The sequence below is a fragment of the Nocardia colli genome (assembly GCF_008704205.1).
Lineage (GTDB): Bacteria > Actinomycetota > Actinomycetes > Mycobacteriales > Mycobacteriaceae > Nocardia > Nocardia colli.
Map to the genome: position 1 here is coordinate 173,507 of NZ_VXLC01000001.1, position 23,947 is coordinate 197,453.

The window sequence follows — 23,947 nt, forward strand, 5'->3', positions numbered from 1 at the left end:
GACAACTGAGTCACGGCCGAGGGCATCGCAGCGCCCTCGGCCGTTTCTTTTTGCCCGACAATGGAATTGGCGTACCCAGGCAGCACTCGGCTGCCGACCCGTGGCCGGCAGCCGTTGGCCCGCTGAGGTTTACGCCTCCAGTTTGTAGCCCAGCCCGCGGACCGTGACCAGATGCTCCGGCTTGGCCGGGTCCGCCTCGATCTTCGAGCGCAGCCGCTTCACGTGCACGTCAAGGGTTTTGGTGTCACCGACGTAGTCGGCGCCCCAGACGCGATCGATCAGCTGGCCACGGGTGAGCACCCGGCCGGAATTGCGCAGCAGGTACTCGAGCAGGTCGAATTCCTTGAGCGGCAACGTCACCGGCTTGCCGTTCACCAGCACGGTGTGCCGGTCCACGTCCATCCGGACGGGGCCGGCTTCCAGCACGCCGCTCTCGTTGGTGCCGTCCAGCTCGTCGCCCGCGCCGCGGCGCAGCACGGCCCGGATGCGCGCGATCAGCTCGCGCGCGGAGTACGGCTTCGTCACGTAGTCGTCGGCGCCGAGCTCCAGCCCGACCACCTTGTCGATCTCGCTGTCCCTTGCCGTCACCATGATCACCGGCACGCCGCTGCGGGTGCGCAACTGCTTGCACACGTCCGTGCCGCTCATGCCCGGAAGCATGAGATCGAGCAGCACGATGTCCGCACCGGACCGATCGAACTCGGCGAGCGCGGATGGCCCGTCACCGACAACGGTGACCTCGAAACCCTCCTTGCGCAGCAGGAACGCGAGCGGATCGGCCAGCGACTCCTCATCCTCGACGATCAACACACTCGTCATCTGCGTGCCTCCACACCATTTGGTCGGCCCGCCCCTGAGGGGCGCGGGCTTGTTTCTCTCGAGCTCACCGTCGGGCCGGCGGAATCCTCTTCTCCGTCGGCCTCGTGGTGGGCAGGTATTCGCAGGGTGAACGTCGAACCGGTGCCCAACTTGCTCCACAGGGTGATCTCACCGTTGTGGTTGGCGGCCACGTGCTTGACGATAGCCAGGCCGAGCCCGGTACCGCCGGTGGCGCGCGAGCGGGCCTTGTCCGATCGGAAGAAGCGTTCGAACACCCGCTCTTGGTCTTCTTTGGCGATGCCGATTCCGCGATCGGTCACGGCCATCGCGACATGGTCGCCACGTAATGACCGGCTGACCGACACATGGGAGCCGGCCGGTGAGTACGCTATCGCGTTCTCCACCAGATTTGATAGGGCTGTGACCAGCAAGGTTTCATCGCCGAGCACTTCAAGGCCGCTGGGGCGGTCGGTGCTGACGGTGATTCCGGCGGCCTCGGCGGCGGTGCGCGACCGGTCGACCGCCTGCATCACGACGGTGTCCACGTCGACCACCTCGAGCTCGGGTAGCTTCTCCGCGCCCTGCAGCCGGGACAGCGCAATGAGTTCAGTCACCATTTTGCCGAGCCGCCGCGATTCGCCCAGCACGCGCTGTCCGAAATGTCGCACCGCTTCGGGATCTTCCGCGGATTCGAGCATTGCCTCGGCCAGCAGGCTCATCGCGCCGACCGGCGTCTTGAGCTCGTGGCTGACGTTGGCGACGAAGTCGCGCCGGGTGGCCTCCATCCGGGCCTGCTCGGAGTCGTCGTCGGCGAACAGGACGGTGAAGTTGGTGTCCTCGCGGGATAGCTGGCGGGCCACGCCGCGCACCGCGATCCGGCCGCGGCCGGGCACCGGGTTCTTCGCGGTCAGGTCGAATTCGGCGGATTCGCCGGTGGCCAGCACCTTCTCCACCGCGGCCCAGGCGCGCTCGTCCAGCAGCCGGTTGCGGACCAGGCCGAGTTCCTCGGCGCGTGGATTGACCAGCACCACGTCGCGGTATTCGTCGACCACCGCGATGCCGCTCTCGGAGGCGAGCACGATCAGGTCGAGCACCTGCGACATGGTCAGGCCGGAATCCGCTTGCCTGCGGGCCTGCTGCCTGGCATTCATATAGGGGATAAGTAGCCCGCCGACTGCCAGACCTACGACAGCCGCAAGGACTGCCAGTAGGACGGCTTGCGGAACACTCACACTTGAATCGTACGGTCGCGTAGGACGTATCCAACTCCGGGTACACGATGTTTCGCGCAGGTCATGGCCACTTCTGACGCTGTTAGCCGACCGTTTACGTGCCGTTCGGTATGTCTCAGCCGCATTGTTGTGTGTGCTGGTGGAGGCCGAATTTCAGTCGTCTTCGGGATCCGGGCCCGTCAGGCCCGCGCCGACGGCGCGACCGTGCCTGTCCACCCAGTCGCCGAGCGCGTAGATGGGGATGAGCAAGTCGCGGCCGGCTTCGGTCAGCTCGTATTCGACGCGCGGCGGGGCTTCGGCGTAGCGACGCCGTTCGATCAGGGTCATCTGTTCCATCCGGCGCAGGGTCTGGGTCAGCATCTTCTGGCTGATCCCGCCGATGGTGGCGCGCAGGTCGCTCGGGCGCATCGGGCCGTCGCGCAGCATATAGACGACGACCGGTAGCCAGGAGTTGCCGAAGATGTCCACCCCCATCCGGGCCGGGCAGTCGGATTCGAATTCGCCGTAGGGCGCGAACTCGACCGGGTCGGCGGTGATCGGCTCGTGCCCGGCGGTCATGCGTTCCAGCATGCCAGCGCCGTTGCGCACCCGCAGGTGCCTATCGGTCTGCCTAGCGTTTGTGCCGGAGACCTTTCGAGCTAGGAGTCGACATGCGAATCGGAATCATCGGGGCGGGCGCGATGGCGCGGGCGCTGGGTGACGGGTGGGCCGCGGCGGGGCACGAGGTCCTCGTCGGGGCCAGATCCGCCACCGCGGCAGGGGAATTGGCGGCGGCGATCGGCGGGCGGGCCGGAAGCATCCGGGACGCTGCCGGTTTCGGTGACGTGGTGTTGCTCGCGCTGCCGGTGGATGCCCTGGACGAGGTCTTGCGGACGGCAGACGGGTTACTCGCCGGGCGGACGGTCATCGATTGCACCAACGCCTTCGCACCGGATGCCGCAGCACCCGAAGGCGTGACGGCGTTCGTGCTTTCGGAAGACGCTGTCGCCGAACGTATTGCGGCGGCATCGGGAGCTCACGTGGTGAAGGCGTTCAACGTGTGCGCGGCCGAGGTGTGGGAGTCGGAGACGCGCGTGTTCGAGGGACGCAGGCTGGCGGTGCCGTTGTGCGGCGATGACCCGGCGGCCGTGCAGCGAGTCGCCACCCTGGTGGAAGACCTGAAGCTGCAACCGCTTTCGGCCGGTGGACTGCACCGAGCCAAGTATCTGGAGGCGGTGTCGGTATTCACCGTCGGGCTGTGGTTCGCCGGGCAGGACGCCCGCGCGATCTTCCCGCCGCTGGACGCGGCGTTCGCCGTCGCCGACTGACCCTGGAATCCGGCCTGAGCATGCACTATTCGCTCATACCCCGCGAGTTCGAGCTTTGATGCGCGATAAGTGCACGCTCAGACCGGGTTACGGTTTACCAGCCCGAGTTCCCGCGCACCGGGATATTCACGAAACTTGGCTGGTTCTGGTCGAGCAACAGGTGCTGCGGACGCAGCCCACTGTCCACGAGCAGCGGCATCGGCGGCAGACCCCGGGGGAAGTTGCCGGCGTAGACATCGACCCGCAACCGGTGTCCTGGTTGCAGCACCGCCTCGATCCCGGGCACCGAAATGTCCAGCGCCGTCGGCTGTCCCGGCACCATGGGCTGCCTGCTGTCCAGCGACAGATCCGGCACGGGCTCGGTGTAGTCGCCGTTCGGCAGGCGGGTGCTGCGGCTCTCGTCGATGGCGCGCAGCGAGGAGACCAGCTGGCCCGAGGACAGCACCGACGATCGCCCGTCCGGCGCGACGTCGTTCACCGTGACCGTCCAGTAGCCGTCGGTGGCGTCGTGGACGGTGTTGAGCCGCACCGCGATCGGGCCGGAGATGGTGGTCGGCTCGGGCACCGGCGCGCTGGTGAAGGTCAGCCCGCCGAGTTCCTGGATGCGCGCGTCCTTGCTGCACCCGTCGATGATCGAGGTGGCGCCCGCCGACTCCTGCGCCATGTCCCGGGAGCACAGCCCGGTCAGACCCGGCGCGACGGTGAGCTGGTCCAGGGCCGGGCTCGGCGCGCCGAACAGCGAACCGTCGTGCACGCTGGTCGCGGTCCCGCTCGGCGCGGCGGACAGGTACATCCGCCGATAGTCGACGCCAGGCTGCGGGAAGGACGGCGAACTGATCCAGCCGCCGCCCTGCTGGCGCAAGGTCACCGGGCCGTACTCGTCGATGCCGTTGTCGATTCCCTTGAGCCACTTGTCGAACCAGGCGCGCTGCAACACGTCCATCCGCGGCGGCAGGCCGGGACGGCCGGACTCGTTGCCGTTGCTGATGTGGTAGCCGTCGCCGACGAAGAGCTGTTTCTGCCCCGGCGGCAACGGAATCTGCCGGTAGACGTCGGCCTGCGAGTTGACGAACACGTCGTGCCAGCCGCCGGTCACGAAGGTGGGCACGGTGATTCGGCTCGGATCGGTCTCCCACGACTGCCGGAACGGGCTGTCGGCTTGCAGCAACGCCTGCACCTTGGGATCGAGCTGATCGATCTCCGGCGTGACGAGCACGTTCAGCAGCGCGTCGACAAAAGTGAACGGGTCGGCGAGCCGATCCTTCAGCCACTGCATGTCGAACTGCCCCCGGGCCAGCGCCGTGAGATCGGGCATCAGTTTCGCGCCGTTCACCGCGAGCAGCCAGGCGGGCATGAAGGTGACGCCGATGGCGCCGCCCGGTGCGACCAAGTCGCGGAACGGATTCCGGCTCGGCACCACCGGGAAGATCGCCTTCAACGCGGGCGGATTCTTCGCGGCGACCTGCAATTGGTTCAGGCCCGAATAGGAGACGCCGTTCATCCCGATGTTCCCGGTCGACCACGGCTGGTGCGCGGTCCAGTCGATCACCTCGACGGTGTCCTGCTGTTCCCGATAGCGCAGCAGATCCCAATCCCCCTGGGAGAAACCGGTTCCCCGGACATCGACGACGACCTGGGTGTAGCCGCTCTTGATCAGCTGCCGGTCCACGGTGAAGTTGCGCAGCAGGCCGCCGCCGAGCGCCTTGGTGAGATCGGTGATGCCGGAGAACGGGGTGCCGGACAGGTCGACGTCGCGCGCCACCTGCATGACCGCGTCGGACAGCCACGGGACCGAGATCAGGCTGTCCGCGATCATCGAGCCGAGCTTGGTGTAGGGCGTCATGTTCACGATGGTCGGCGTCGGCGCCGAAATCGGTTGTCCCGCGGCGTCGGCCGGGTGATAGACGTTCCCCTTGAGCACGGTGCCGTCGCTCATGGTGATCGGCACGTCCCATTCGATGAAGACGTTCGGGTACTGCTGCGGGCCGTCCTCGGTGGCGGCCCAGGCCGCGCCGCTGGCGGCGCCGTCCGGGCCGACCGGGGTCGCGCCGGCGGAGGGTGAAAGGAAGGGGGACAAAGCGACCGCCGCGACGCACAGCGCCGCGCTCCGGAGCGCATACCTCATTGGATCCACTCTCTTCGGGAACAGATGCTCTCTAACCGTAGGGAGGGAACCAGGAACTGTCTCAGATTCGTGGCAGAACAGCGAAAAATCGTGCAGGTTCACAAAGTTCCCAGCGCGGAACCGATTCAACGCCACAACTGCGAAAGGGCGCCTTCGCTCGAATCTCTCGAGATGAAGGTGCCCTTTCGGATATTCAGCCCGGAATCACCAACCGGGATTTCCGCGCACCGGCACATTCACGAAGCTCGGCCGGTTCGGATCCAGTTGCACGTGTTGCGGTTTGAGGCCGGTGTCGATCAGCATCGGCAGGATCGGCAGGCCCTTCGGGAAGTTGCCCGCGTAGACATCCACGCGCAGCCGATGCCCCGGTTGCAGGATCGCCTCGGTGGCGGGCAGCGCGATATCCAGGGTCGTCGCCTCGCCCGGCACCGTCGGCTGCCGGGTGTCCAGCGAGGTGAACGGCCGCGGGTCGGTGTAGTCGCCGTTGGCGGACTTGCTGCTGTTGGCCTCGTCGACCTCGCGCAGCGACGCCATCAGCTGCCCGGAGGACAGCACCGTGGATTGCCCGTCGGGCGCGACATCGTTCACCGTGGCCACCCAGTAGCCGTCCGGCGCGTCCTGGACAGTGTTGAGCCGCACCGCGATCCGGCCGGAGACGGTGGTCGGCTCGGCGACCGGGTTGCTGGTGAAGGTCAGGCCGTTCGTTTCCGCGATCCGGGAGTCCTTCCCGCAACCGTCGATGATCGACAGCACACCGGCACTGCCCTGCGCGGCGTCGTTGGAGCACATCGTGGTCAGGCCGGGCGCGATGGTCAGGCGCGCGGTGTCGCCGTTGGCGGCCGCGGTGAGCGATCCGTCGTAGGCACTGTTCGCGGTGCCACTTCGGTTGGCGGACAGATACATCCGGCGATACTCCGGATCCTGCGAACCCGTGTTCTCGGTCGGCTCGGCGAAGGAGTCGGTGGTGATCCAGCCACCGCCCTGCTGCCGCAACGTGATCGGGCCGTATCGATCGATGCCGTTGTCGATTCCCTTGAGCCACTTGTCGAACCACGCCCGCTGCAACACGTCCAGGCGCGGCGGCAGGCCGGGCTTGGCGTACTCGTTGCCGGAGTTGACGTGGTAGGTGTTGCCCATCAGCAGCTGCTTCTGCCCGGCGGGCAGCGGAATCTCGTTGTAGATCTTCGATTCCGAGTAGGTGAACAGGTCGTGCCAGCCGCCGGTGACGAAGGTCGGCACCTGGATCTTGGACGGATCGCTCAGCCAGCCCTGACGCGGCGTGGAATTGCCGGTCAGCAGTTCCTTCGCCCGTGGGTCCAGGTCATCGATGCGGGCGGTGGTGTAGACGTTCAGCAGAACGTCCATGAACGTCAGCGGATCTTTCACCCGATCGGCGAGCCATTGGGTGTCGAACTGCCCGTTGATCACCGAGGCCAGGTCGGGCACCAGCTTGAGCCCGTTGACCGCGGTCAGCCACAGCGGAATGAAGGTGAGACCGAAGCCGCCGCCGGGCGCCAGCACGTCGTTCATCAGGTCGCTGCCGGGCACCACGGGGAAGATCGCCTTCAGTGCGGGCGGGTTCTGCTGCGCGGCCTGCACCTGATTGATGCCGGAGTAGGAGATGCCGTTCATGCCGATTCGTCCGTTGGACCACGGCTGACGCGACGCCCAGTCGATCACCTCGACGGTGTCCTGCTGCTCGCGCTGGCGCAGCATGTCCCAGACACCCTGGGAGAAGCCGGTTCCGCGCACGTCGACGACCACCTGTGAGTAGCCGCTCTTGATCAGCTGGCGGTCCACGGTGAAGTTGCGCAGCTCGCCGCCGCCGAACGCCTTGGTCATGTCGGTGAGCCCGGACAGCGGGGTGCCGCTCAGATCGATCTCCCGGAGCAACCCGAGCAACGCGTCGGACAGGCCGGGGATGGACTGCGCGTGGTCGGCCAGGTTGGACACCAGCTTGGTATACGGCGTGAGGTTCACGACGGTCGGCGTCGGCGTATCGATCGGGCGGCCGGACGCGTCCGCGGGGCGATAGACGTTGCCCTTCAGGACAGTTCCGTCGCTCATCGTGATCGGGACATCCCACTGGATGTTGATGTTCGGGTACTGCTGCGGACCATCCTGGGTCGCCTGCCAGGCCGCGCCGGCGGCTCCGCCATCGGGACCGGTCGGGGCAGGCGCGGCGGAGGCGCCGCTGGTGAGGAACGGGACGAGCATCGCGGCGGCAACTGCCGCGACCGTTGCGCGCAACACGTGCTTCATCAGGCGTGATCTTCCTCTCGGACTGGTCGAACGCCCAAAGTGTACATACCTACTTGTCGGTAATGACAAGGGGTAACACGTACTTATTTCGAATAGAGGTTCACATACAGCAACCGGGGAGATCATGCCACGCCTAAAGCCCTGGTAACCGGGATTCAGCCGGTATGCCACCAGGAGAACCAGCGCTCACTGTGCACTCGCCCGAACTCGCCATTCACCACTGGCACTCAGCCGCCGATGTGTCGGAGAACACGTCTGACCAGCACGGATCCCGCCATACCGAGGGAACACGGGCAACCCGGTAGCAGACCTGCGGCTACACCCGCTCGACCTGCACGAAACACCAACGCGCCGTGCCCAATTCAGAGCACGGCGCGTTGATTCAGTCGAAAAAGGTTACTTGCCACCCTGATTCGCGACAGCGGCGGCACCGGCCGCGGCCGCTTCCGGATCGAGGTACTCGCGCGGCCGAACCGGACGCAGGTTCTCGTCCAGCTCGTAGCGCAGCGGGATGCCGGTCGGGATGTTCAGGCTCGCGATGTCCTCGTCGGAGATCTGGTCGAGGTGCTTGACCAGCGCGCGCAGCGAGTTGCCGTGCGCGGCGACCAGCACGGTCTTGCCGGTCAGCAGATCCTTGGAGATGGTGTCCTCCCAATACGGGACCATCCGCTTGACCACGTCGAGCAGGCACTCGGACTTCGGCACCTCGATGCCGGCGTAGCGCGGGTCGCCCTCCTGGCTGTACTCGTCGCCCGGATCGATGGCCGGCGGCGGGGTGTCGTAGCTGCGCCGCCACAGCATGAACTGGTCGTCGCCGTACTTGTCCCGCACCTGCGCCTTGTTCTTGCCCTGCAACGCGCCGTAGTGGCGCTCGTTGAGCCGCCAGTCCCGGATCACCGGGATCCAGTGCCGGTCGGCCGCGTCCAGCGCGAGGTTGGCGGTGCTGATCGCGCGGCGCAGCAGCGAGGTATAGACGACGTCGGGCAGGATGCCGTGCTCGGCGAGCAGCTCCCCCGCGCGCTTGCCCTCGGCGATGCCCTTGTCGGTCAGATGCACGTCCACCCAGCCGGTGAACAGATTCAGGGCATTCCATTCGCTCTCGCCGTGGCGCAGCAGCACGAGGGTGTAGGTCATGCGGGCCATTGTTCCATTCAGGTCTCAGCCGATCGCGTCGGCGGTGGCCTGGCCCGTGGCGAGCACACCCGCGCCGACCAGGGTGGCGCCGTTGCTGATCCGGGACAGTTCGACCCGCAGGTCGCGGGTGAAGTCGAGGCGGGCGTGCTTGTCCAGCGCGGCGCGCATCGGTTTCCACAGTGGCTCACCGGATTGCGCGAAACCGCCGCCGATGACGCAGATGTCCACGTCGAGCAGCGCGGCGGCCGAGGCGATCGCCTGACCCAGCGCGGTGCCGGCCCGGTGCAGCGCGGCGAGGGCGATCTCGTCGCCGGCGTGCGCGGCCTCGGACAGCTCCTTGCCGGTGGTGCCCTGCCAGCCCTGCTGGGTCGCCCAGCGCACCGAGGACATGCCGCTGGCCACCGCCTCGACGCAGCCGACGCCGCCACACAGGCAGGGCGTGTCCCAGCCGGGCACCACGATATGACCGATGTGCCCGGCATTACCGGTGCGTCCGACGACGACCCGGCCGTCCGCGATGATCCCGCCGCCGATCCCGGACGAGACGGTCATCGCCAACCCGTTCGGGATTCCGCGCAGCGCGCCGACGTGATGCTCGGCCAGCGCCAGGCAGGCGCCGTCGATCGCGAAACTGATGGTCGCCGTGGGGAACAGCTTCTGCACGGCGGCGACGATCTCGAAGCCGGACTTCCACTCGGGGATGTTCAGCGGGGCGGTGACCCCGGTGCGCACGTCGACCGGTCCGGCCGAGCCGATGCCGATCGCGGTGATCGGCTCGTCCCCGGCGACCTCGAGCAACAGGTCGCGGCAGGCTTCCCAGACCGCCTCGGGCGGCACCACGATCTGCCGCACGGCGTGCACGTTCGTGCCGTCGTGCACCAGGCCGGCCGCGAACTTCGACGCGCCGATGTCCAGCGCAAGAACCGTCATCGAAGTGAATTTACGGCTTGTCGGCCGCGTCTACCAGGTGTTCGAAGGCACGCAGGTTCTTCAGCGATTCCCCGCGCGACACCCGCCATTTCCATTCCTTGCGAATGGATTCGGCGAAGCCGAGCTCGAGCAGCACGTTGAAGTCCGCGTCGACGGCCTCGAGAATCTGCCCGAAGACCCGGTCGAGTTCGTCGGCGGTGAGGGCATGCGTGGCGATCTGGCCGACCAGGTAGATGTCGCCGACCCGGTCCAGCGTGTAGGCCACGCCGTAGAGCCTGCGGTTGCGGCGGAGCAGGAATTTGTAGACGCCCTCGAAGTTCTCGTCCGGCTTGCGGCAGACGAACGATTCGATGCGCACCCCGTGCTTGCCGACGGTGAGCATCACGCTGGTCTTCAGCTTGCGCTCGCCGGGCAGGATGACGACGAACGTCTCCGCGCCGGAGCGGTCGTACTCGATCTCCCGGTCCCGCAGGGTCTCATCGATCAGCTGAGCGCTTGCCTGTACCTCGTTCACCGGCGTGCTCCCATCCGACGCCGCCACAGCGCCCGCGACCTGGCCTGACTGGATTCCAGGCTAATGCGTTCACCGGGTACCCGTTCGCGCACGTCGTCACGCAGCGTGCCGCTCATCCGACCGGCGCCGAGGGCGGAGCGTTCGGCGCGGAAATCGGTGAGTGCGGCGGAATAGCTGGCGAGCAATCCGTCGGCGGTGTGCTCCCAGGAGAAGTTGGCGGCGTGCTCGACCGCGCGCCCGCTCATCCGGCGCAGCCGGTCGGGATCGTCGAGCAGATAGCCGAGGGCGCCGGCCCAATCCGGCGTCCGGTGACCAGGCACCAGCAGGCCGGTTTCGCCGTGCCGGACCGCCGTGCCGAGGCCGCCGACGTCGGCGGCGAGCACCGGGGTGCCGCTGGCCTGGGCCTCGATCGCGACCAGGCCGAAGGATTCGTTGTAGCTGGGCACCGCGACCAGATCGGCTGCGCGATAGACCAATACGAGCCGGTCCGGCGGTTGCGGCGGCATAAAGGTGACGCGGTCGGCGATGCCGAGGGCGGCGGCCAGCTCGATCAGCGCGTCCGGGCGTTCCAGGCCGGTGCCGGACGGACCGCCGACGATCAGCACGCGAAGTTTGTGGGCCGGGTCGGCGCGCAGCACCTCGGCCGCGGCGCGCACCAGCACGTCCGGCGCCTTCAACGGCTGGATCCGGCCGACGAACGCGACGACCTGTTCGTCGGCGGCCAGGCCGAGCGCGGCGCGGGCCGCGGCCTTGTCGCCCGGCTGATACCGGGTCAGGTCCGCGCCGGGCGGCACCACGTCGATGCGTTCGGGCTCGGCGCTGTACAGCTCGACCAGCTGACGGGCCTCGTCCGCGGTATTGGCGACCAGCCGATCCGCCTCGCCGATCACCTGCTTCTCGCCGATCTCGCGAGTCAGCGGCTCCGGACAGTCACCGTCGGCGAGCGCGGCGTTCTTCACCGCGGCCAGCGTGTGCGCGGTGTGCACCAACGGCACCCGCCAGCGATCCCGGGCCAGCCAGCCGACCTGGCCGGACAGCCAGTAGTGCGAGTGCACGAGGTCGTAGTACCCGGGCAGATGGCGCGCCTCCTGGCGCAGCACTTCCGCGGTGAACGGGCAGAGCTGGGTGGGCAGATCGTGCTTGTCGAGCCCCTCGAACGGGCCGGCGACCACGTTGCGCACCAGCACGCCGGGGCCCGCTTCTTGCACGGGCGGCAGATTGGAGGCGGTGGCCCGGGTGAAGATCTCCACCTCGGTGCCGCGCCGGGCCAGCTGGAGCGCGGTTTGCAGCACATAGACGTTCATGCCGCCCGCGTCGCCGGTGCCCGGTTGAGCCAGTGGTGAGGTGTGCACCGATAGCACGGCGACACGGTTCGGCCGTAGGTCCGGGCGTTGACTCACACTATCCATAGTGCACGTTGGATTCCCGGCCTCCACACCGTCACGCGCTCGAGTGAGAGCTATCACAGGCGTCGAGTGAACTCCCTCACAGGCGGCAAACGCCCTATTTTCCGGAATGCCCAGGAGAAAGAGCGCGCGCGACCGGAAATCAGAGGCTGTCGGCAAACATGGCGATCTCGCCGGCGAAGCGCGCCGGGTCTTCGATGAACAGCCCGTGCTGGCTGCCCTCCCAGAACGACGCGCGCGCATCCGGGACCGCCTCGTAGACGTAGCGGCCGTTCTCGATCGGCACCACCGGGTCGTCGGTGCCGTGCAGCACCAGCGCCGGAATATCCAGTGTGCGAAGGGTTTCGGTGTTATCGGTGGTGCGATAGAACAGCGCCTTGCGCACCGACGGCAAGGTGGCGAGGCTCGTGCCGAACAGGCGCTGCGCATCGGCGCCCTTGTCCGCGCCGGGGCCGGTGTTGGCGTTGCCGAAGGCGCCGAACGCCCGCACCGCGCGGCCCGCACTCTCCTCGAAGACGCCGGGCATCGCGGCCTGCATGGCCGAACCCGTCGCCGCGCCGGGCACGCCGCGGCCGATATTGGCCTGCGAACCGCTGAAGACGACGCCCGCGATCGCGTCGGTGCCGTACGCGGTCAGGTAGTCACTGAGCACGATGCCGCCGTAGGACCAGCCCAGCAGAATCGCGCCGGACTCGATGCCCTCCCCCGCCAGCACCGCCGCTACGTCGGCGGCCCAGTTCTTCGCGTCGTCGTAGCCCGCGGCGGGTGCGTCGGAATAGCCGTGGCCGCGCAGGTCGACGGCGAGCACCCGGAACCGGGCGGCGAGGTCGTCGGCGGCCCGTCCCCAGCAGCGCAGGTTCCCCGCCCAGCCGTGCAACAGCACCAGTGGACGCGCGCCGGCCGGGCCGCTCACTCGGTAGACGATGTTGGTGCCGTCCGCGCTCACCGCGTCCCGAATAGCCATACCGATCAGGCTAACGGTGATCCCCGCAACAGCGCTCCTGCCGGTAAACGCAGGACACCTAGGATCACCGTTATGAGCACTCGCACCGCTGTCGTCACCGGAGCCAGCTCCGGCATCGGCGAGGCCACCGCCCGCGAACTGGCCAAACAGGGCTATCACGTCTATGTCGGCGCCCGCAGGCTCGACCGCTTGCAGCGCGTCGCCGACGAGATCGGCGGCACCGCACTGGAACTCGATGTCACCTCGGACGAGTCGGTGGCCGCCTTCACCGCCGCGATCGCGCGGGCCGACGTGCTGGTCAACAACGCGGGCGGGGCCAAGGGCCTGGCCACTGTCGCCGACGCCGACCTGGACGACTGGCGCTGGATGTGGGAGACCAACGTGCTCGGCACGCTGCGGCTCACGAAGGCGTTGCTGCCCAAGCTGATTGCCTCCGGCGACGGCCTCATCGTCACCATCACCTCGGTCGCCGCCTTCGTCGCCTACGACAACGGCGCGGGCTACACCACGGCCAAGCACGCCCAGGCCGTGCTGCACCGCACGCTGCGCGGCGAGCTGCTCGGCCAGCCGGTGCGGCTCACCGAAATCGCGCCCGGCGCAGTGGAAACCGAGTTCTCGCTGGTCCGCTTCGACGGCGACGAGGAGCGCGCGGCCAAGGTGTACGAGGGCATCGACCCGCTGGTGGCGCAGGACATCGCGGAGATCATCGGCTTCGTCGCGTCCCGGCCGGCGCACGTGAACCTGGACCAGATCATCGTCAAGCCGCGCGATCAGGCCGACGCCGGACGCTTCGCCCGGCGTAGCTGAACACTGATAGCCGAACCGAATTACTCACCGCCGACCGAGGGTTAGCGGAGGATTTGCCGAATCTTCCCCGGCTACCTCCGGCCGTTAGCATCTGATGCTTTGACGTCGTCTACATCAGATTGGGGTTTTCTGCTCATGTTCAAGGGCTTCAAAGAGTTCCTGATGCGCGGGAATGTGATCGACCTGGCCGTCGCCGTCGTGATGGGCACCGCGTTCACCGCGGTGGTCACCTCGGTGACCAAGGGCGTGGTCAATCCCCTGCTGGCGGTGTTCGGCAGCCAGAACGAACTGGGCCTCGGCGTTCAGCTGATCGCGGACAAACCCGCGACCTTCATCCAGATCGGCCCGATCCTCACCGCGTTCATCAACTTCTTCGTGGTCGCCGCCGTGCTGTATTTCGTGCTGATGCTGCCGATGAAGACGATCAAGAATCGGTTCGGCACCACCAAGGCGGCCGAGCCGACCGAGACCGAGCTGCTCATCGAGATCCGCGACCTGCTGGCCGAGCGGCACGACGCGGTGCGCGCCCAGCGCGCGGCCGACCGCGAGGTCGAGAACGACCCCGACCTCGACACCTCGCTGCGGCGCTAGTCAGCGCCAGACCGCGCGCACCTCGTCGGCCGCGGCCTTGCCCTGGCGCAGCCCGGCAGCGAACACCGCGGGCCAGCTCGACCGGTCGTCGAGGTCCGGGCCGAAGGCGCGCAGTGCGGCGGGGTCCGGGACGATCCTGGCGACCCGCTGCGCGCTCGACGGCACCGTCGTGGAGAACATGTGCGCCAGTGGTTCGATCAGGATCAGTGTCGAATTGCCTTCGGCCAGATCGGCATTCGAGCCGTTGCGGAGCGCGCCGTCGATGTGCCGGTGCGCGCCGATGGTGACCGGCGCGGCCAGGCCCGGCATCGCGGTACTCGCCGTGACCACCTGGTGCACCGGTACGCCGTCGGATGCTCGCCAGACCTTCGGTTCACCGGAATCTATGTCGACGGTCGGGATGAGCAGGTTGGGATGCGGCCAATCGCCTTCGCCCACCAGAACTTTCATGCGCTCGACGCGCGCCTGCTCCGGACTGGTGTGCGCGCGCAACGCGAGCTTGCCGATGCGAAGCAGTTTTCGCGGCGCACTGCCCGTGCCGCGCAGCACCTCGAGCACCTCCGCCGTCACCGCGGGATCCACGATCAGCGGGGCGCCGGTATCCGGGGGAAGTTCGGCGTAGGCGTTCAGATCCCGGCCGTCGGCCAGCCCCGCCGCGGCGATGGCGCCGGCCGAGGTGCCGATGAGCAGATCGGCGTCCGCGAGTTCGATGCGGTTGCGGCGCAACCCTTCCGCGGCGCCGAGCAACCAGGCGGTGCCGACCACCCCACCGGGACCGAGCACCACTGCACGCCCACTCACCCTGTCACCCTCCGAACCTCACACCGCGATCTCGATCGAGCTCGAGCCTAGCGGGGCGGGCCGGGTGCGACCGGGGTCGCGGAAACGACCGAGGTGGAGCCGTCCTCGGCGGACATGGTCTTCCAGGTGGCCCAGTCGATGGTCCAGTCGTAGAGGTCGCCGTCGGCGGCGGACAGCGGGATGGAGGTGCCGGTGACTTCCACCGGATCGCCGTAGAGCGCGGTCGGGAAGTACGCCTGGGCGTCGCTGGGCGAGAGGTTGATGCAGCCGTTGGTGACGTTCGAAGACCCTTGGGCGCCCACGGATTCCGGGTTCGCGTGGATGAATTCGCCGTTGTTGGAGATGCGTACGGCCCAGCGCTCGCGAACGTTGGTGTAGAACGGCGGATTCGACATCAGGAAGTCTTCGTACTTCTCGGTGACCACGTGCAGCCCGGAGCGGGTCACGTTGCGCGGCTCGTTGCCCTCGCCGTAGCTGACCGCGAAATCGAAGACGGTCTTGCCGTCCCGGACCACCTGCATCCGGTGGCTCGGCGCGTTGGCCTTCACGATCTGGCTGCGGCCGATCCGGAAATCCGTGGTGAGGTCGGTGTATCCGTAGTTGGCGCCGCCGAGGTCGAGTCCGTAGAGCTTGGCCGAGACGTGCACGGTGGTGCCCGGAACCCAGTAATCCTTGGGGCGCCAATGCAATCGGGAGCCGTTGTCGTCCGGGAACCAGGCCCACGCGCCCTCGGTGGGCGGGTCGGTGGTGATGGTGAGCGCCTTCTCCACCGCGGCCTTGTTCTGCACGGCAGCCTTGAACTGCAGGATGATCGGCGCGGCGATGCCGACCTCCTGGTTGTCCGCGATGTTGATGGTCGCCGGGACGGTGTTCTTCGGCGCGAGCGTGCTGAACTTGCCGTCGATCGGGACCGGCTTGTGATCGGTGCCGATCGCGGTGCCCGACCAGGTGTAGGTGGCGTCGTAGCCGAGCGCCTCGCTGATCCTGTAACTGCGCTTGTCCGGGCTGAATTCGCCGGCCACCTGCTTGCCCGCGGCGTTGGTCAGCGCGACCTGATCGATGGTGCCGTCCGCGACGGTGACCGAGACCGGCGCGGCCGGGTTGACCTTCGTGGCATTGTTCTCCGGTGCCAAGGTCACCTTGGCGACCGGGCCGGGATCGCGCGGAGTGCTGTTGTTGCCACCGCTGCCGGAACTACAGCCGGCCACCACGGCGACCACGACGAGTAGCACGGCCGATACAGCGGCGACCGGTCTGCGGATCCCTGGACGGTTGCTCACGTCATCGAATTTACGCGGGCAAACTCGTTCGGTTGGCTAGCGAAAGGTGTGGTGTCCATTTCATCCGGTTACACCGGCACATCAACCGTGACGGGTTCGGGCTCGAGCCGGATGCCGAATCGCGCGGCCACCCCATCGCGCACCGTCCTGGCCAGATCCGCCAGATCCGCGGCGGTCGCGGCACCACGATTCGTGAGCGCAAGGGTGTGTTTCGTGGACAATCGCGCCGGGGCGTCCGGGCCCGGAAAACCTTTGGCGAAGCCGGCCCGTTCGATCAGCCAGCCCGCGGAGAATTTGACCCCGTCCGGCGCCGGATAGGTCGGCACCGTGACATCGCCCACATATGCGGCGATCGCGGCGCGCACCTCGGGCACTCGATCCTCGGGCACCACCGGGTTGGTGAAGAAGGAGCCCGCGCTCCAGGTGTCGTGGTCGGCCGGATCGAGCACCATGCCCTTGCCCGCGCGCAGCCGCAGCACCGCGTCGCGGACCTCGGCGGCCGGCCGGGATTCGCCGTCCGCGGCGCCGAGCGTGGTGGCGAGTTCGCCGTAGCGCAGCGGCGCGCTCGCGCCGGTCGGGTCGAGGGCGAACTCGACGGCGAGCACCAGGGCGTCGTCGCGATGCTTGAGCACGCTGGTGCGGTAGCCGAAACCGAGCTCGCCGGGCTCGGCCCAGCGGATCTCCCCGGTGTGCCGATCGAGCAGTCGCACCCGCCGCAGCAGGTTCGCCACCTCCGCGCCGTACGCGCCGACGTTCTGCACCGGCGTCGCCCCGGCCGAACCCGGGATTCCGGACAGGCATTCGAGCCCGCCGAGGCCCGCCGAGACCGTCGCCGCGACGACCGCGTCCCAGTTCGCGCCGGCCTCGGCCAGCACGCCGTCCGCGCCGAGCTCGACGCCGCCGGTCGCCACCCGGACCACCACGCCGTCGAAGCCGTCGTCGCTGATCAGCAGGTTGGAACCGCCCGCGATGAGCAGCACCGGAAGGCCCGCCGCGTCCAGCGCGCGCACCGTCGCCACCAGCGATTCGGTGGTGGTGCACTCGGCGACCGTGGCGGGTCCGCCGACCCGCAGCGTGGTCAGCTCGGCCAGCGGCACCGATTCGCGGATCCGGGCGCCGGTGGCGGCCAGCACATCCGACGGCACCACACGTGAAGTTCGCACAGGCAGACGGTAGCGTGTCCGACCATGGCTACACCGCTGGCGTACACGGCCCGCTACTCGCATCCCGCTGCCGCCGTGCGCGCGGCGTTCGCGAATGATCAGTACTGGAAAGACCGCGTCGCCGAGGTCGGTGGCCCGAACGCCCGGCTCGAGTCGGTCCGGGTCGACGGCAACCAGATCCGGGTCCAGCTCGTGCAGGCCATCGCCGCCGAGCTGCTGCCCGCCGCGATCACCGCGGTGCGCCCCGGCGACCTGATCATCCCCCGGGTGGAGACCTGGGACGGCGACTCGGCCACCTTCCAGGCGACCGTCGACGGCGCGCCCGCCGAGGTGCGCGGCACGATCACGCTAACCGACGAGGGCGCGGGCTCCTCCGCCGCGGCCAACGGCACCATCGAGGTGAAGATCCCGCTGTTCGGCGGCAAGATCGAGTCGGCGATCGCCGAACACCTGACCGAGGTGCTGAAGAACGAGGAAGAGTTCACCAATACCTGGCTCGACTCGCACTGACACGCGGAACCGGGCGGGAAGTTGTTGCGGCAGCACACTTCCCGCTCTTTCTTTTTGTGGACCACACCGCCGAGCGCGGCCGGGGCGATCCCACCCAGTAATCTCTCGACTCATGGCCCGTCGACTCGATTACTCCGCGCGCTACCCGCTGCACACCACCAAAGAGCTGTACTCGGCGCTGTCGAGCCGCGACTACTGGGACGCGCGGATGGCCGAGATGCGGAAGTACTCGCCGGGTAACGAGGTCGCGCACCTGGAGGCCGGCGACGGCGGCATCGAGGTCGAGCTGCACCACGTGCTGCCGCGGGAGATGCTGCCCGAGATCGCGCAGGCCGTGATGCGCAAGGACATGATCATCACCCGCAAGGAGACCTACGGGCCGTTCGGCGCGGAGGAGATCACCGGCAAGTACTCGGCCGCGATCCCGGCCGGGCCGGGCAGCCTCGGCGGCACCATCCGCCTGTTCCCCACCGACACCGGCTGCACCATGCGCTTCTCCTCCGAGGCCAAGGTGTTCATCCCGATGGTCGGTCCCCGGCTGGAGCAGCTGATGCTGGTGAACCTGGTCGATCTGTTCCGGGCCGAAGCGGAATTCACGGTGCAGTGGCTCGACGACCACCACCCGACCAGCTGACCAAACCGGTCGGCACCATCACCCGCGGTACCACCGGGGTCAATCGGCTACGGCGCAGTGATCGCTGGCTGATCCACGACGAACTGGTGGCCGGGCGGCTGCGGGCGGCCACCGACCCGCTGGTCGTCGATCTCGGTTACGGCGCGAGCCCGTGGACGACCCTGGAATTGGCGGGACGGCTGCGCACCGTGCGCCCGGACGTACGCGTCGTCGGGTTGGAGATCGATCCGGAACGCGTGGTGCCCGGCCGGGACGGCGTAACCTTCGCCCGCGGCGGATTCGAATTGGCCGGCCTGCGACCGGTTTTGGTGCGCGCGTTCAACGTCCTGCGCCAGTACCCGGAATCCGCGGTCCCCGAAGCCTGGTCGACCATCCTGTCCGGCCTGGCACCGGACGGCCTGCTGATCGACGGCACCTGCGACGAACTCGGCCGCCGCTGCGCCTGGGTCCTGCTCGACCGCTCCGGCCCGCGCTCACTCACCCTCGCCTGGGACCCGTTCACCGTCGAGCAGCCCTCCGACATCGCCGAACGACTACCGAAAGCCCTGATCCACCGCAACATTCCGGGCGAACCCATCCACGCCCTGCTCACCGCCGCCGACCGGGCCTGGGCCCGCGCCGCCCCCCTCGCCCCTTTCGGCCCGCGCGTCCGCTGGCGCGCCGCCGCCGAATCCCTACGCCAGGAAGGCTTCCCGCTCCGCCCCTACCGCCGCCGCATGCGCGACTGCGTGCTGTCGGTTCCATGGGACACCGTCACCCCGCAACTATGACGGCCGCTATCCATGCCAGCCACCGGCAATCGCGAGCCAGTCGCCATTTAAGGCGTCACGCAGGTACTGCCTACCTACAGGAAAGCTCCGCATACCCATACGCCGCGCTATGCGCACCCAATCGGCAGCTTCACGGAAGTTATTTTCGAGGGCGTACGTATGTGCGAGAAGTACCGCTGACCTCCAGTCGGTGTCCGATGTCGCCGCCTCGAGGAAGACTCGAGCTCTTGTAACGTCTCCTGAACGAAGAGCCAACGCCCCGATGCATCGCTGTATAGAAGGTGTACTACTACGTGTCATCAGGTCGTGCCAAGCAACCTCAGCCTTCTCTACGTCACCGGTCATCGCGTCGAGCACTGCGATATTGAGCTCGGCCAAGTGGCTTTCACCGCGTTCTGAGGCGATCTGCCAGTAAGTGCGAGCACGGACAAACTGCCCCGACCTCGCAAATGCATTTCCGAGCATGCGGGTTGCCGGAATATCCCCATAGCTGGCGGAACTCCGAAGAAAGCGCGCAGCGGTAACCAATCGCCCCGCTGAAAGGTAGTGCGCTCCGAGCAGTCGACCGGATAGCACATGCCCTTTCAGAGCGGCAAACGCCAGCATTTGCCGCGCAAAAGCCGGGTCCGACTTCTGCCGAAGGATTCCCAAACGAGCCGCACCGAGTGTGTCTCCCGCTCGGGCGGCTCGTTCCCACCACCGCGCGGCAGCGGTCAGGTTTCCCTTATCCTCATAAAGGGTACCGATGTTCGCCGCCGCAGTGCCAGCTGTATCTGTGTTTTCACTGGTTGCGGCCCGCATAAGAAAACGCATCGTAGTTAGATGATTTGAAAGCTCATAGGCAGAAACTCCGATTACAAGCGATTCCGCCCTATCCGCCCGCTCGAGCAGATATGAAAACAATTCCGATGGGGGAGGCGGAAGTTTCTCTCGATGCGCATAGTCGATAAGATAGTCTGGAACTTTGAACCCATCATCGAGAGGCAAAAGCAGGGAGGTCGTAGCATTTATCGTGACAGTCGCCCATTCGATTGCCTTTTCCATATCGGACGATCTGGCATAAATCAGCAATTCTACGTCGACATACGCTTTTGCAAGCGCCCAGAGCTCGAGCGCGCTTGCAGGTCGAGTCCAACCCACTCGTGCCAGATCAACCGCAGCGGCAACAATCGCGTGTCCCCACGGCGTGCCGTCGACAGACTGTGCTGCCAACCAGCGGCTGATCAGTTGCGGACCACCTGCAAGATACTCACCCAAGCCCATTGTTGGGAATTTCTCTATCGCTGTCTCGATTCGATCATCGGATAAGCATTTTGCCCGCGATATCTCTGTTGCGCTCAGCCGACGCGGCAACCTCACTGTCCGCAGCGCAGGATGGTCGAGCACCTCGCGGCCTTGACGTACGATCCGGGCATCAGGATCACTGGATTGATTCGATACCTTGACACCCTGAGTCAATCGGGAGTGTTCTGCAGTTCGCATGGTGGCAACTAAGGAGACTCCACGCTTCTGTAAGTCGACGATTCCATCCAGCATTGGCTGATCGAGCCCATCGGAACCAATGAACTGTTCTAGATCATCCAGAAATATTACGAGACCTTCGAGTTCGACGCCCTCCGAGTACGCCCATCTGAGCGCTTTGATATTAAGAGGGCAGAGCAGTTTACGGCTCGGATAAAGCTTATGAATGAACTCGAATGCACATCGCGTTTTGCCGGCGGCAGAATCGCCTAGAATGAGCACCGCATTGGTTTCATTCATTGCTTCTTTAAGCTCCGTATCAATATCCCTGCCAACGTACGGCGGCATTTCAGGAGCCGCATGACGTCGAGAAGGCAAGGATTTATGTACGCCCAGCCCCGAACTATCCAGTACAGCGGAGACGATGGGCAGTCGCCCATCCAGAGATAGCCGAAAACTTTCCCGCATAAGACGCCGCCGTTCTGCGCGACGCTTGGCTCGTTCCGCCCAGGGTGCCAATCGTACCGATATGAGCGCCGAGACCGGCACTGCGATAGCCATGGAAATCGCCGCCAGCCATGCGATGCCGACTTTAGTGAGGGCACCCAGGAGTGAACCGAGAAGAATAACTGTCACTACTCCGAGGATGCCCGCCAAGCGGGATTGAGTCAGCACTATTCCAGGCCACTCGGCTCGCCGATTCGAGACGACAACAGACGCTTTGGGCTGCGTGGCTCGACATTATTGAACCATGTGAACCAGTTTCCCGGCGACAGGTCACCGACGCCACCGAACTTGTTAGCCAGGTCGTCAGGATCATCGATTCCTGGAGTATAAATACTATCAATCATGAGAACGTCGTGGTCCTGAAACAATGAGCTGGAACACATGTACCATTCGTAATCGTCACGACGGACCTTATATGAAGATGCAAAACCGGACTCTTCCACGACTTGCGCATCTTCGATAGCCAGATGAAGGGCGATCTCCTCTGCGTTACACCGTGGCTCCGGCCGCCGACCTGCAGCGAGGTCCGTCTGGAGATCGAGGCAAGCCTGGATGAACCGCTCTCGCCAGTGGCGGTCCATTCCCCAACTAGTTCGCGGCAGTCGATCGAAACCGAGCACCTTCCAGCGAGTTTCGTTAGTTATCGGCTCATCGCCGAGTTGTTCCAGATCATCTCGCAGCATATCAAGAATTAGGTCGAGACCAGCGTGTATACACGCAACCGTGTTCGGAGTAAGGCTCCACCCACCACACTCCTCGCATGGCGGCGTGTCGTCGTCATCGTTGTAGTCAACGGCAGAAGCGGGATCCCAGTCGCTTTCACAGTCACACGGCGGAAATAGATGCTCGAAATCCGGACTGGGCATAACTTCAAGTTCTCGATCTTGCCACCACGAAGCAGAATCGATTGACACTCCAGGTACACCAAATATCGTATCCGGAACAGCCAGCCAGACAAGCGCTGCGCCGGGATCAGATTTTACCAACTCAAGGTAGGTCTGCTGCTCAGCGTGATCACTGAAGTCAGTGGACTTTATAGATTCGATGGCAGCACCGATCAACTGATCCACGTCTTCGATGCGGGCGTCGACCGACATGTGCAACCGGATCTTCGATCCAGGCCCGTTCGGAGCCTCGCGCTCGGCAGTCACCTCGGCAGACTAGACGAAGATGACTGTGCAGGAGCGAGACTCGTCCCACATGACGCATGAGATCTATGATCGTTACTCTTGCGGCCGCGCATCCATTGATGCGCCGCCGCTTCCGAGTTCGACGGCTTATGCGCCGGTCAGTGCGCGGTAGATCCGGGAGGCCGCGCGGGGGGTGAGAGTGCCTGCGGCGGTGCGGATTTCGTCGCTGGTGCAGCGGTTGATGGCGAGCGCGTCGGCGACCACCTCGTCCAGCGCGGACTGGCCGATGTCGCCCTCGGCCAGGTCGAGCACGGTGCGTAGCGGTGTCGTCACCAGGAACGGGCCGGCCGATTCGATCTCGGTGCCGATCAGTGAGCGGCGCAGGACCACTAGTCGCGGGGTCACGGGCGGACGGCCGGAACCCACGGATAGGTGCAGGAATCGGGGGCGTAGCCGGCCGATGCCGTGTAACTCGGCCGCGCTGTGGTGCGAGACCGCGGCGGCGCCGTCGAACCAGGCGGCCCACATGGCATATTCGTCGAGCGGACCGGCCGGCCACTCCGATAGTCGCAGCAGGCCGACCCCGGCCCTGGTCACCGAGCCGTCGCCGAGCGCGATCCGCACCCGCGCCTCGCAGTGGGTGCGCAAGACCTGCCGGGTGGTGAAGAAACCGGCGTGGCGACCGGCCAATCGGCGCAGCACGCGCCATCCGTGGTCCGCGGAACCGAGGGCGCGGCCCGCCGCATCGCCAGCCATGATGATCAGGCTACGCTCGATTCTTGTGTCAGACGTCACATTCGAACCCCTCAATGGCCCCTCAGAGACGGCACAGAAACGTGGGGAAGAATCAGCCGTATGAGTACGAAGCCTCCGTCCACCATGACGATCAACCGGCGGGCCCTGCTGATCGCCCTGATCGTGGTAGCGATATTGCTCGCCACGGCCTTGGTCGGCGGCGAGGCGTACGCCCGGCACACCGTGTCGCGCTGCATCAGTACGCAATTCGAGAAGGAAATGGGTTCGAAGATCGACGTGAGTTTCGGCGCCAAGCCGATGCTGATCACCTGGTTCGACGGCAAGGTGCCGACGGTGAAGGTGGACAGCGACGACACCAAGTTCGGTCCCGCGGTCGGCATGGTGGTGCACGCCGAGTTCCACGACGTCGAGGTCACCGACAACGGGCGTGGCGGCGGCGTGATCGGCAGTTCCTCGGCCGACGTCGCCTGGAACAACGACGGCATCCGGCAGACGCTCGGCGGCCTGGTCAGCGGCGTGAAATCGTCCGCGAGCTCGAACATGCTGAGCCTGGACGTGCTCGGCGGCCTGGCACAGTTGCAGGTGAAGCCGGTGATCAAGGGCGGCGTCATCGAGGTGGAGACCATGTCGGCGCAGCTGCTCGGCGTGGGCCTGCCCACCGACCTGGTGCAGGGCATCGTCGAGGTGTTCACCAAGAGCCTGCAGGGCTACCCGTACAACATGCAGCCGACCGACGTGAAGGTCACCGATGACGGGATCGCGGTCAAACTGGCGGGCAGCCGCTCCGAACTGCCTGCCGCCGAGCAGAACGCAAGCGCTACCTGCTCATAACCCCGAAACACAC

Annotated in this window: 23 protein-coding genes; 7 read left to right on the forward strand and 16 right to left on the reverse strand. The window is 66.4% G+C overall.

The window, feature by feature from the left end; all coding sequences use genetic code 11:
- Positions 1 to 129 precede the first annotated feature (129 nt).
- The 3 genes from F3087_RS00930 to F3087_RS00940 form a co-directional block, all read right to left on the reverse strand.
- A complete protein-coding gene (locus tag F3087_RS00930) occupies positions 130 to 819 on the reverse strand; it encodes a response regulator transcription factor (protein WP_069160635.1) in 690 nt (229 codons plus the stop codon).
- Entirely contained in the window at positions 816 to 2,051 is a 1,236-nt protein-coding gene (locus F3087_RS00935) for a sensor histidine kinase (protein ID WP_150399837.1), read from the reverse strand. The genes F3087_RS00930 and F3087_RS00935 overlap by 4 nt, the downstream gene beginning before the upstream one ends.
- A gap of 153 nt (positions 2,052 to 2,204) precedes the next feature.
- On the reverse strand, positions 2,205 to 2,639 hold the full coding sequence (locus tag F3087_RS00940; RefSeq protein WP_223884758.1) for a winged helix-turn-helix transcriptional regulator: 435 nt from the start codon (positions 2,637 to 2,639) through the stop codon (positions 2,205 to 2,207).
- Between the two features lie 62 nt (positions 2,640 to 2,701).
- Here F3087_RS00940 and F3087_RS00945 point away from each other — a divergent pair, with 62 nt between their 5' ends.
- A complete protein-coding gene (locus F3087_RS00945; protein ID WP_150399838.1) occupies positions 2,702 to 3,358 on the forward strand; it encodes an NADPH-dependent F420 reductase in 657 nt (218 codons plus the stop codon).
- 94 nt (positions 3,359 to 3,452) lie between these two features.
- Here F3087_RS00945 and F3087_RS00950 read toward each other — a convergent pair whose 3' ends face one another.
- From F3087_RS00950 to F3087_RS00980, 7 genes are all read right to left on the reverse strand, one after another.
- Positions 3,453 to 5,483, reverse strand: a complete 2,031-nt coding sequence (locus F3087_RS00950) for a CocE/NonD family hydrolase (protein ID WP_150399839.1) — start codon at positions 5,481 to 5,483, stop codon at positions 3,453 to 3,455.
- Positions 5,484 to 5,687: 204 nt separating this feature from the next.
- Entirely contained in the window at positions 5,688 to 7,745 is a 2,058-nt protein-coding gene (locus F3087_RS00955; protein ID WP_150399840.1) for a CocE/NonD family hydrolase, read from the reverse strand.
- Positions 7,746 to 8,141: 396 nt separating this feature from the next.
- Positions 8,142 to 8,879, reverse strand: a complete 738-nt coding sequence (locus F3087_RS00960; RefSeq protein WP_150399841.1) for a phosphoglyceromutase — start codon at positions 8,877 to 8,879, stop codon at positions 8,142 to 8,144.
- Between the two features lie 24 nt (positions 8,880 to 8,903).
- Entirely contained in the window at positions 8,904 to 9,809 is a 906-nt protein-coding gene (locus F3087_RS00965; RefSeq protein ID WP_150399842.1) for an ROK family protein, read from the reverse strand.
- Positions 9,810 to 9,819: 10 nt separating this feature from the next.
- On the reverse strand, positions 9,820 to 10,296 hold the full coding sequence (locus F3087_RS00970) for a type III secretion system chaperone family protein (protein WP_375912489.1): 477 nt from the start codon (positions 10,294 to 10,296) through the stop codon (positions 9,820 to 9,822).
- Positions 10,297 to 10,319: 23 nt separating this feature from the next.
- A complete protein-coding gene (gene mshA / locus F3087_RS00975) occupies positions 10,320 to 11,732 on the reverse strand; it encodes a D-inositol-3-phosphate glycosyltransferase (RefSeq protein ID WP_191093723.1) in 1,413 nt (470 codons plus the stop codon).
- A 139-nt stretch (positions 11,733 to 11,871) separates the two neighbouring features.
- Complete coding sequence (locus F3087_RS00980; protein WP_150399845.1) at positions 11,872 to 12,693, reverse strand: alpha/beta fold hydrolase; 822 nt, start codon at positions 12,691 to 12,693, stop codon at positions 11,872 to 11,874.
- Between the two features lie 72 nt (positions 12,694 to 12,765).
- On the opposite strand from F3087_RS00980, the gene F3087_RS00985 reads away from it, so the two are divergent.
- Both F3087_RS00985 and mscL read left to right on the forward strand, forming a co-directional pair.
- Entirely contained in the window at positions 12,766 to 13,500 is a 735-nt protein-coding gene (locus F3087_RS00985; protein WP_150399846.1) for an SDR family NAD(P)-dependent oxidoreductase, read from the forward strand.
- A gap of 135 nt (positions 13,501 to 13,635) precedes the next feature.
- Complete coding sequence (gene mscL, locus F3087_RS00990; protein WP_150400829.1) at positions 13,636 to 14,091, forward strand: large conductance mechanosensitive channel protein MscL; 456 nt, start codon at positions 13,636 to 13,638, stop codon at positions 14,089 to 14,091.
- Here the strand turns inward: mscL and F3087_RS00995 are convergent, their stop codons facing one another.
- The 3 genes from F3087_RS00995 to F3087_RS01005 form a co-directional block, all read right to left on the reverse strand.
- On the reverse strand, positions 14,092 to 14,892 hold the full coding sequence (locus F3087_RS00995; RefSeq protein ID WP_150399847.1) for a patatin-like phospholipase family protein: 801 nt from the start codon (positions 14,890 to 14,892) through the stop codon (positions 14,092 to 14,094). It lies immediately after the preceding gene.
- A 47-nt stretch (positions 14,893 to 14,939) separates the two neighbouring features.
- Positions 14,940 to 16,172, reverse strand: a complete 1,233-nt coding sequence (locus tag F3087_RS01000) for a L,D-transpeptidase (RefSeq protein ID WP_150399848.1) — start codon at positions 16,170 to 16,172, stop codon at positions 14,940 to 14,942.
- Positions 16,173 to 16,240: 68 nt separating this feature from the next.
- On the reverse strand, positions 16,241 to 17,335 hold the full coding sequence (locus tag F3087_RS01005) for a UDP-N-acetylmuramate dehydrogenase (RefSeq protein WP_263407189.1): 1,095 nt from the start codon (positions 17,333 to 17,335) through the stop codon (positions 16,241 to 16,243).
- Between the two features lie 24 nt (positions 17,336 to 17,359).
- Here F3087_RS01005 and F3087_RS01010 point away from each other — a divergent pair, with 24 nt between their 5' ends.
- From F3087_RS01010 to F3087_RS01020, 3 genes are all read left to right on the forward strand, one after another.
- On the forward strand, positions 17,360 to 17,845 hold the full coding sequence (locus F3087_RS01010; protein ID WP_150399850.1) for a DUF2505 domain-containing protein: 486 nt from the start codon (positions 17,360 to 17,362) through the stop codon (positions 17,843 to 17,845).
- A gap of 112 nt (positions 17,846 to 17,957) precedes the next feature.
- Positions 17,958 to 18,479 carry a DUF2505 domain-containing protein gene (locus F3087_RS01015; protein ID WP_150399851.1) on the forward strand — a complete coding sequence of 174 codons (522 nt, stop codon included), beginning with the start codon at positions 17,958 to 17,960 and terminating at the stop codon, positions 18,477 to 18,479.
- The gene (locus F3087_RS01020; RefSeq protein WP_223884759.1) at positions 18,449 to 19,249 is read left to right on the forward strand and encodes a class I SAM-dependent methyltransferase; all 801 of its coding nucleotides are present in this window, start codon (positions 18,449 to 18,451) and stop codon (positions 19,247 to 19,249) included. The genes F3087_RS01015 and F3087_RS01020 overlap by 31 nt, the downstream gene beginning before the upstream one ends.
- A 6-nt stretch (positions 19,250 to 19,255) precedes the next feature.
- Here F3087_RS01020 and F3087_RS01025 read toward each other — a convergent pair whose 3' ends face one another.
- From F3087_RS01025 to F3087_RS01035, 3 genes are all read right to left on the reverse strand, one after another.
- Entirely contained in the window at positions 19,256 to 21,346 is a 2,091-nt protein-coding gene (locus F3087_RS01025; protein ID WP_150399852.1) for a tetratricopeptide repeat protein, read from the reverse strand.
- 38 nt (positions 21,347 to 21,384) lie between these two features.
- Positions 21,385 to 22,368 (reverse strand): hypothetical protein, encoded by a 984-nt coding sequence (locus F3087_RS01030; protein ID WP_150399853.1) that lies wholly within the window; start codon positions 22,366 to 22,368, stop codon positions 21,385 to 21,387.
- Positions 22,369 to 22,494: 126 nt separating this feature from the next.
- Complete coding sequence (locus F3087_RS01035; RefSeq protein ID WP_150399854.1) at positions 22,495 to 23,103, reverse strand: hypothetical protein; 609 nt, start codon at positions 23,101 to 23,103, stop codon at positions 22,495 to 22,497.
- A 99-nt stretch (positions 23,104 to 23,202) separates the two neighbouring features.
- Between F3087_RS01035 and F3087_RS01040 the strand changes: the two genes are divergently transcribed.
- Positions 23,203 to 23,934, forward strand: a complete 732-nt coding sequence (locus tag F3087_RS01040; RefSeq protein ID WP_150399855.1) for an LmeA family phospholipid-binding protein — start codon at positions 23,203 to 23,205, stop codon at positions 23,932 to 23,934.
- The last annotated feature ends 13 nt before the right edge of the window (positions 23,935 to 23,947 follow it).

Bases quoted from the DNA above. Each gene is read 5' to 3' on its own strand.
- F3087_RS00955 (WP_150399840.1), bottom strand. From the start codon at position 7,745: ATGAAGCACGTGTTGCGCGCAACGGTCGCGGCAGTTGCCGCCGCGATG.
- F3087_RS00960 (WP_150399841.1), bottom strand. From the start codon at position 8,879: ATGACCTACACCCTCGTGCTGCTGCGCCACGGCGAGAGCGAATGGAAT.
- F3087_RS01035 (WP_150399854.1), bottom strand. From the start codon at position 23,103: ATGGCTGGCGATGCGGCGGGCCGCGCCCTCGGTTCCGCGGACCACGGA.
- F3087_RS00945 (WP_150399838.1), top strand. From the start codon at position 2,702: ATGCGAATCGGAATCATCGGGGCGGGCGCGATGGCGCGGGCGCTGGGT.
- F3087_RS01010 (WP_150399850.1), top strand. From the start codon at position 17,360: ATGGCTACACCGCTGGCGTACACGGCCCGCTACTCGCATCCCGCTGCC.
- F3087_RS01040 (WP_150399855.1), top strand. From the start codon at position 23,203: ATGAGTACGAAGCCTCCGTCCACCATGACGATCAACCGGCGGGCCCTG.
- F3087_RS00985 (WP_150399846.1), top strand. From the start codon at position 12,766: ATGAGCACTCGCACCGCTGTCGTCACCGGAGCCAGCTCCGGCATCGGC.
- F3087_RS01015 (WP_150399851.1), top strand. From the start codon at position 17,958: ATGGCCCGTCGACTCGATTACTCCGCGCGCTACCCGCTGCACACCACC.
- F3087_RS00930 (WP_069160635.1), bottom strand. From the start codon at position 819: ATGACGAGTGTGTTGATCGTCGAGGATGAGGAGTCGCTGGCCGATCCG.
- F3087_RS00980 (WP_150399845.1), bottom strand. From the start codon at position 12,693: ATGGCTATTCGGGACGCGGTGAGCGCGGACGGCACCAACATCGTCTAC.
- mshA (WP_191093723.1), bottom strand. From the start codon at position 11,732: ATGGATAGTGTGAGTCAACGCCCGGACCTACGGCCGAACCGTGTCGCC.
- F3087_RS00950 (WP_150399839.1), bottom strand. From the start codon at position 5,483: ATGAGGTATGCGCTCCGGAGCGCGGCGCTGTGCGTCGCGGCGGTCGCT.
- F3087_RS00965 (WP_150399842.1), bottom strand. From the start codon at position 9,809: ATGACGGTTCTTGCGCTGGACATCGGCGCGTCGAAGTTCGCGGCCGGC.
- mscL (WP_150400829.1), top strand. From the start codon at position 13,636: ATGTTCAAGGGCTTCAAAGAGTTCCTGATGCGCGGGAATGTGATCGAC.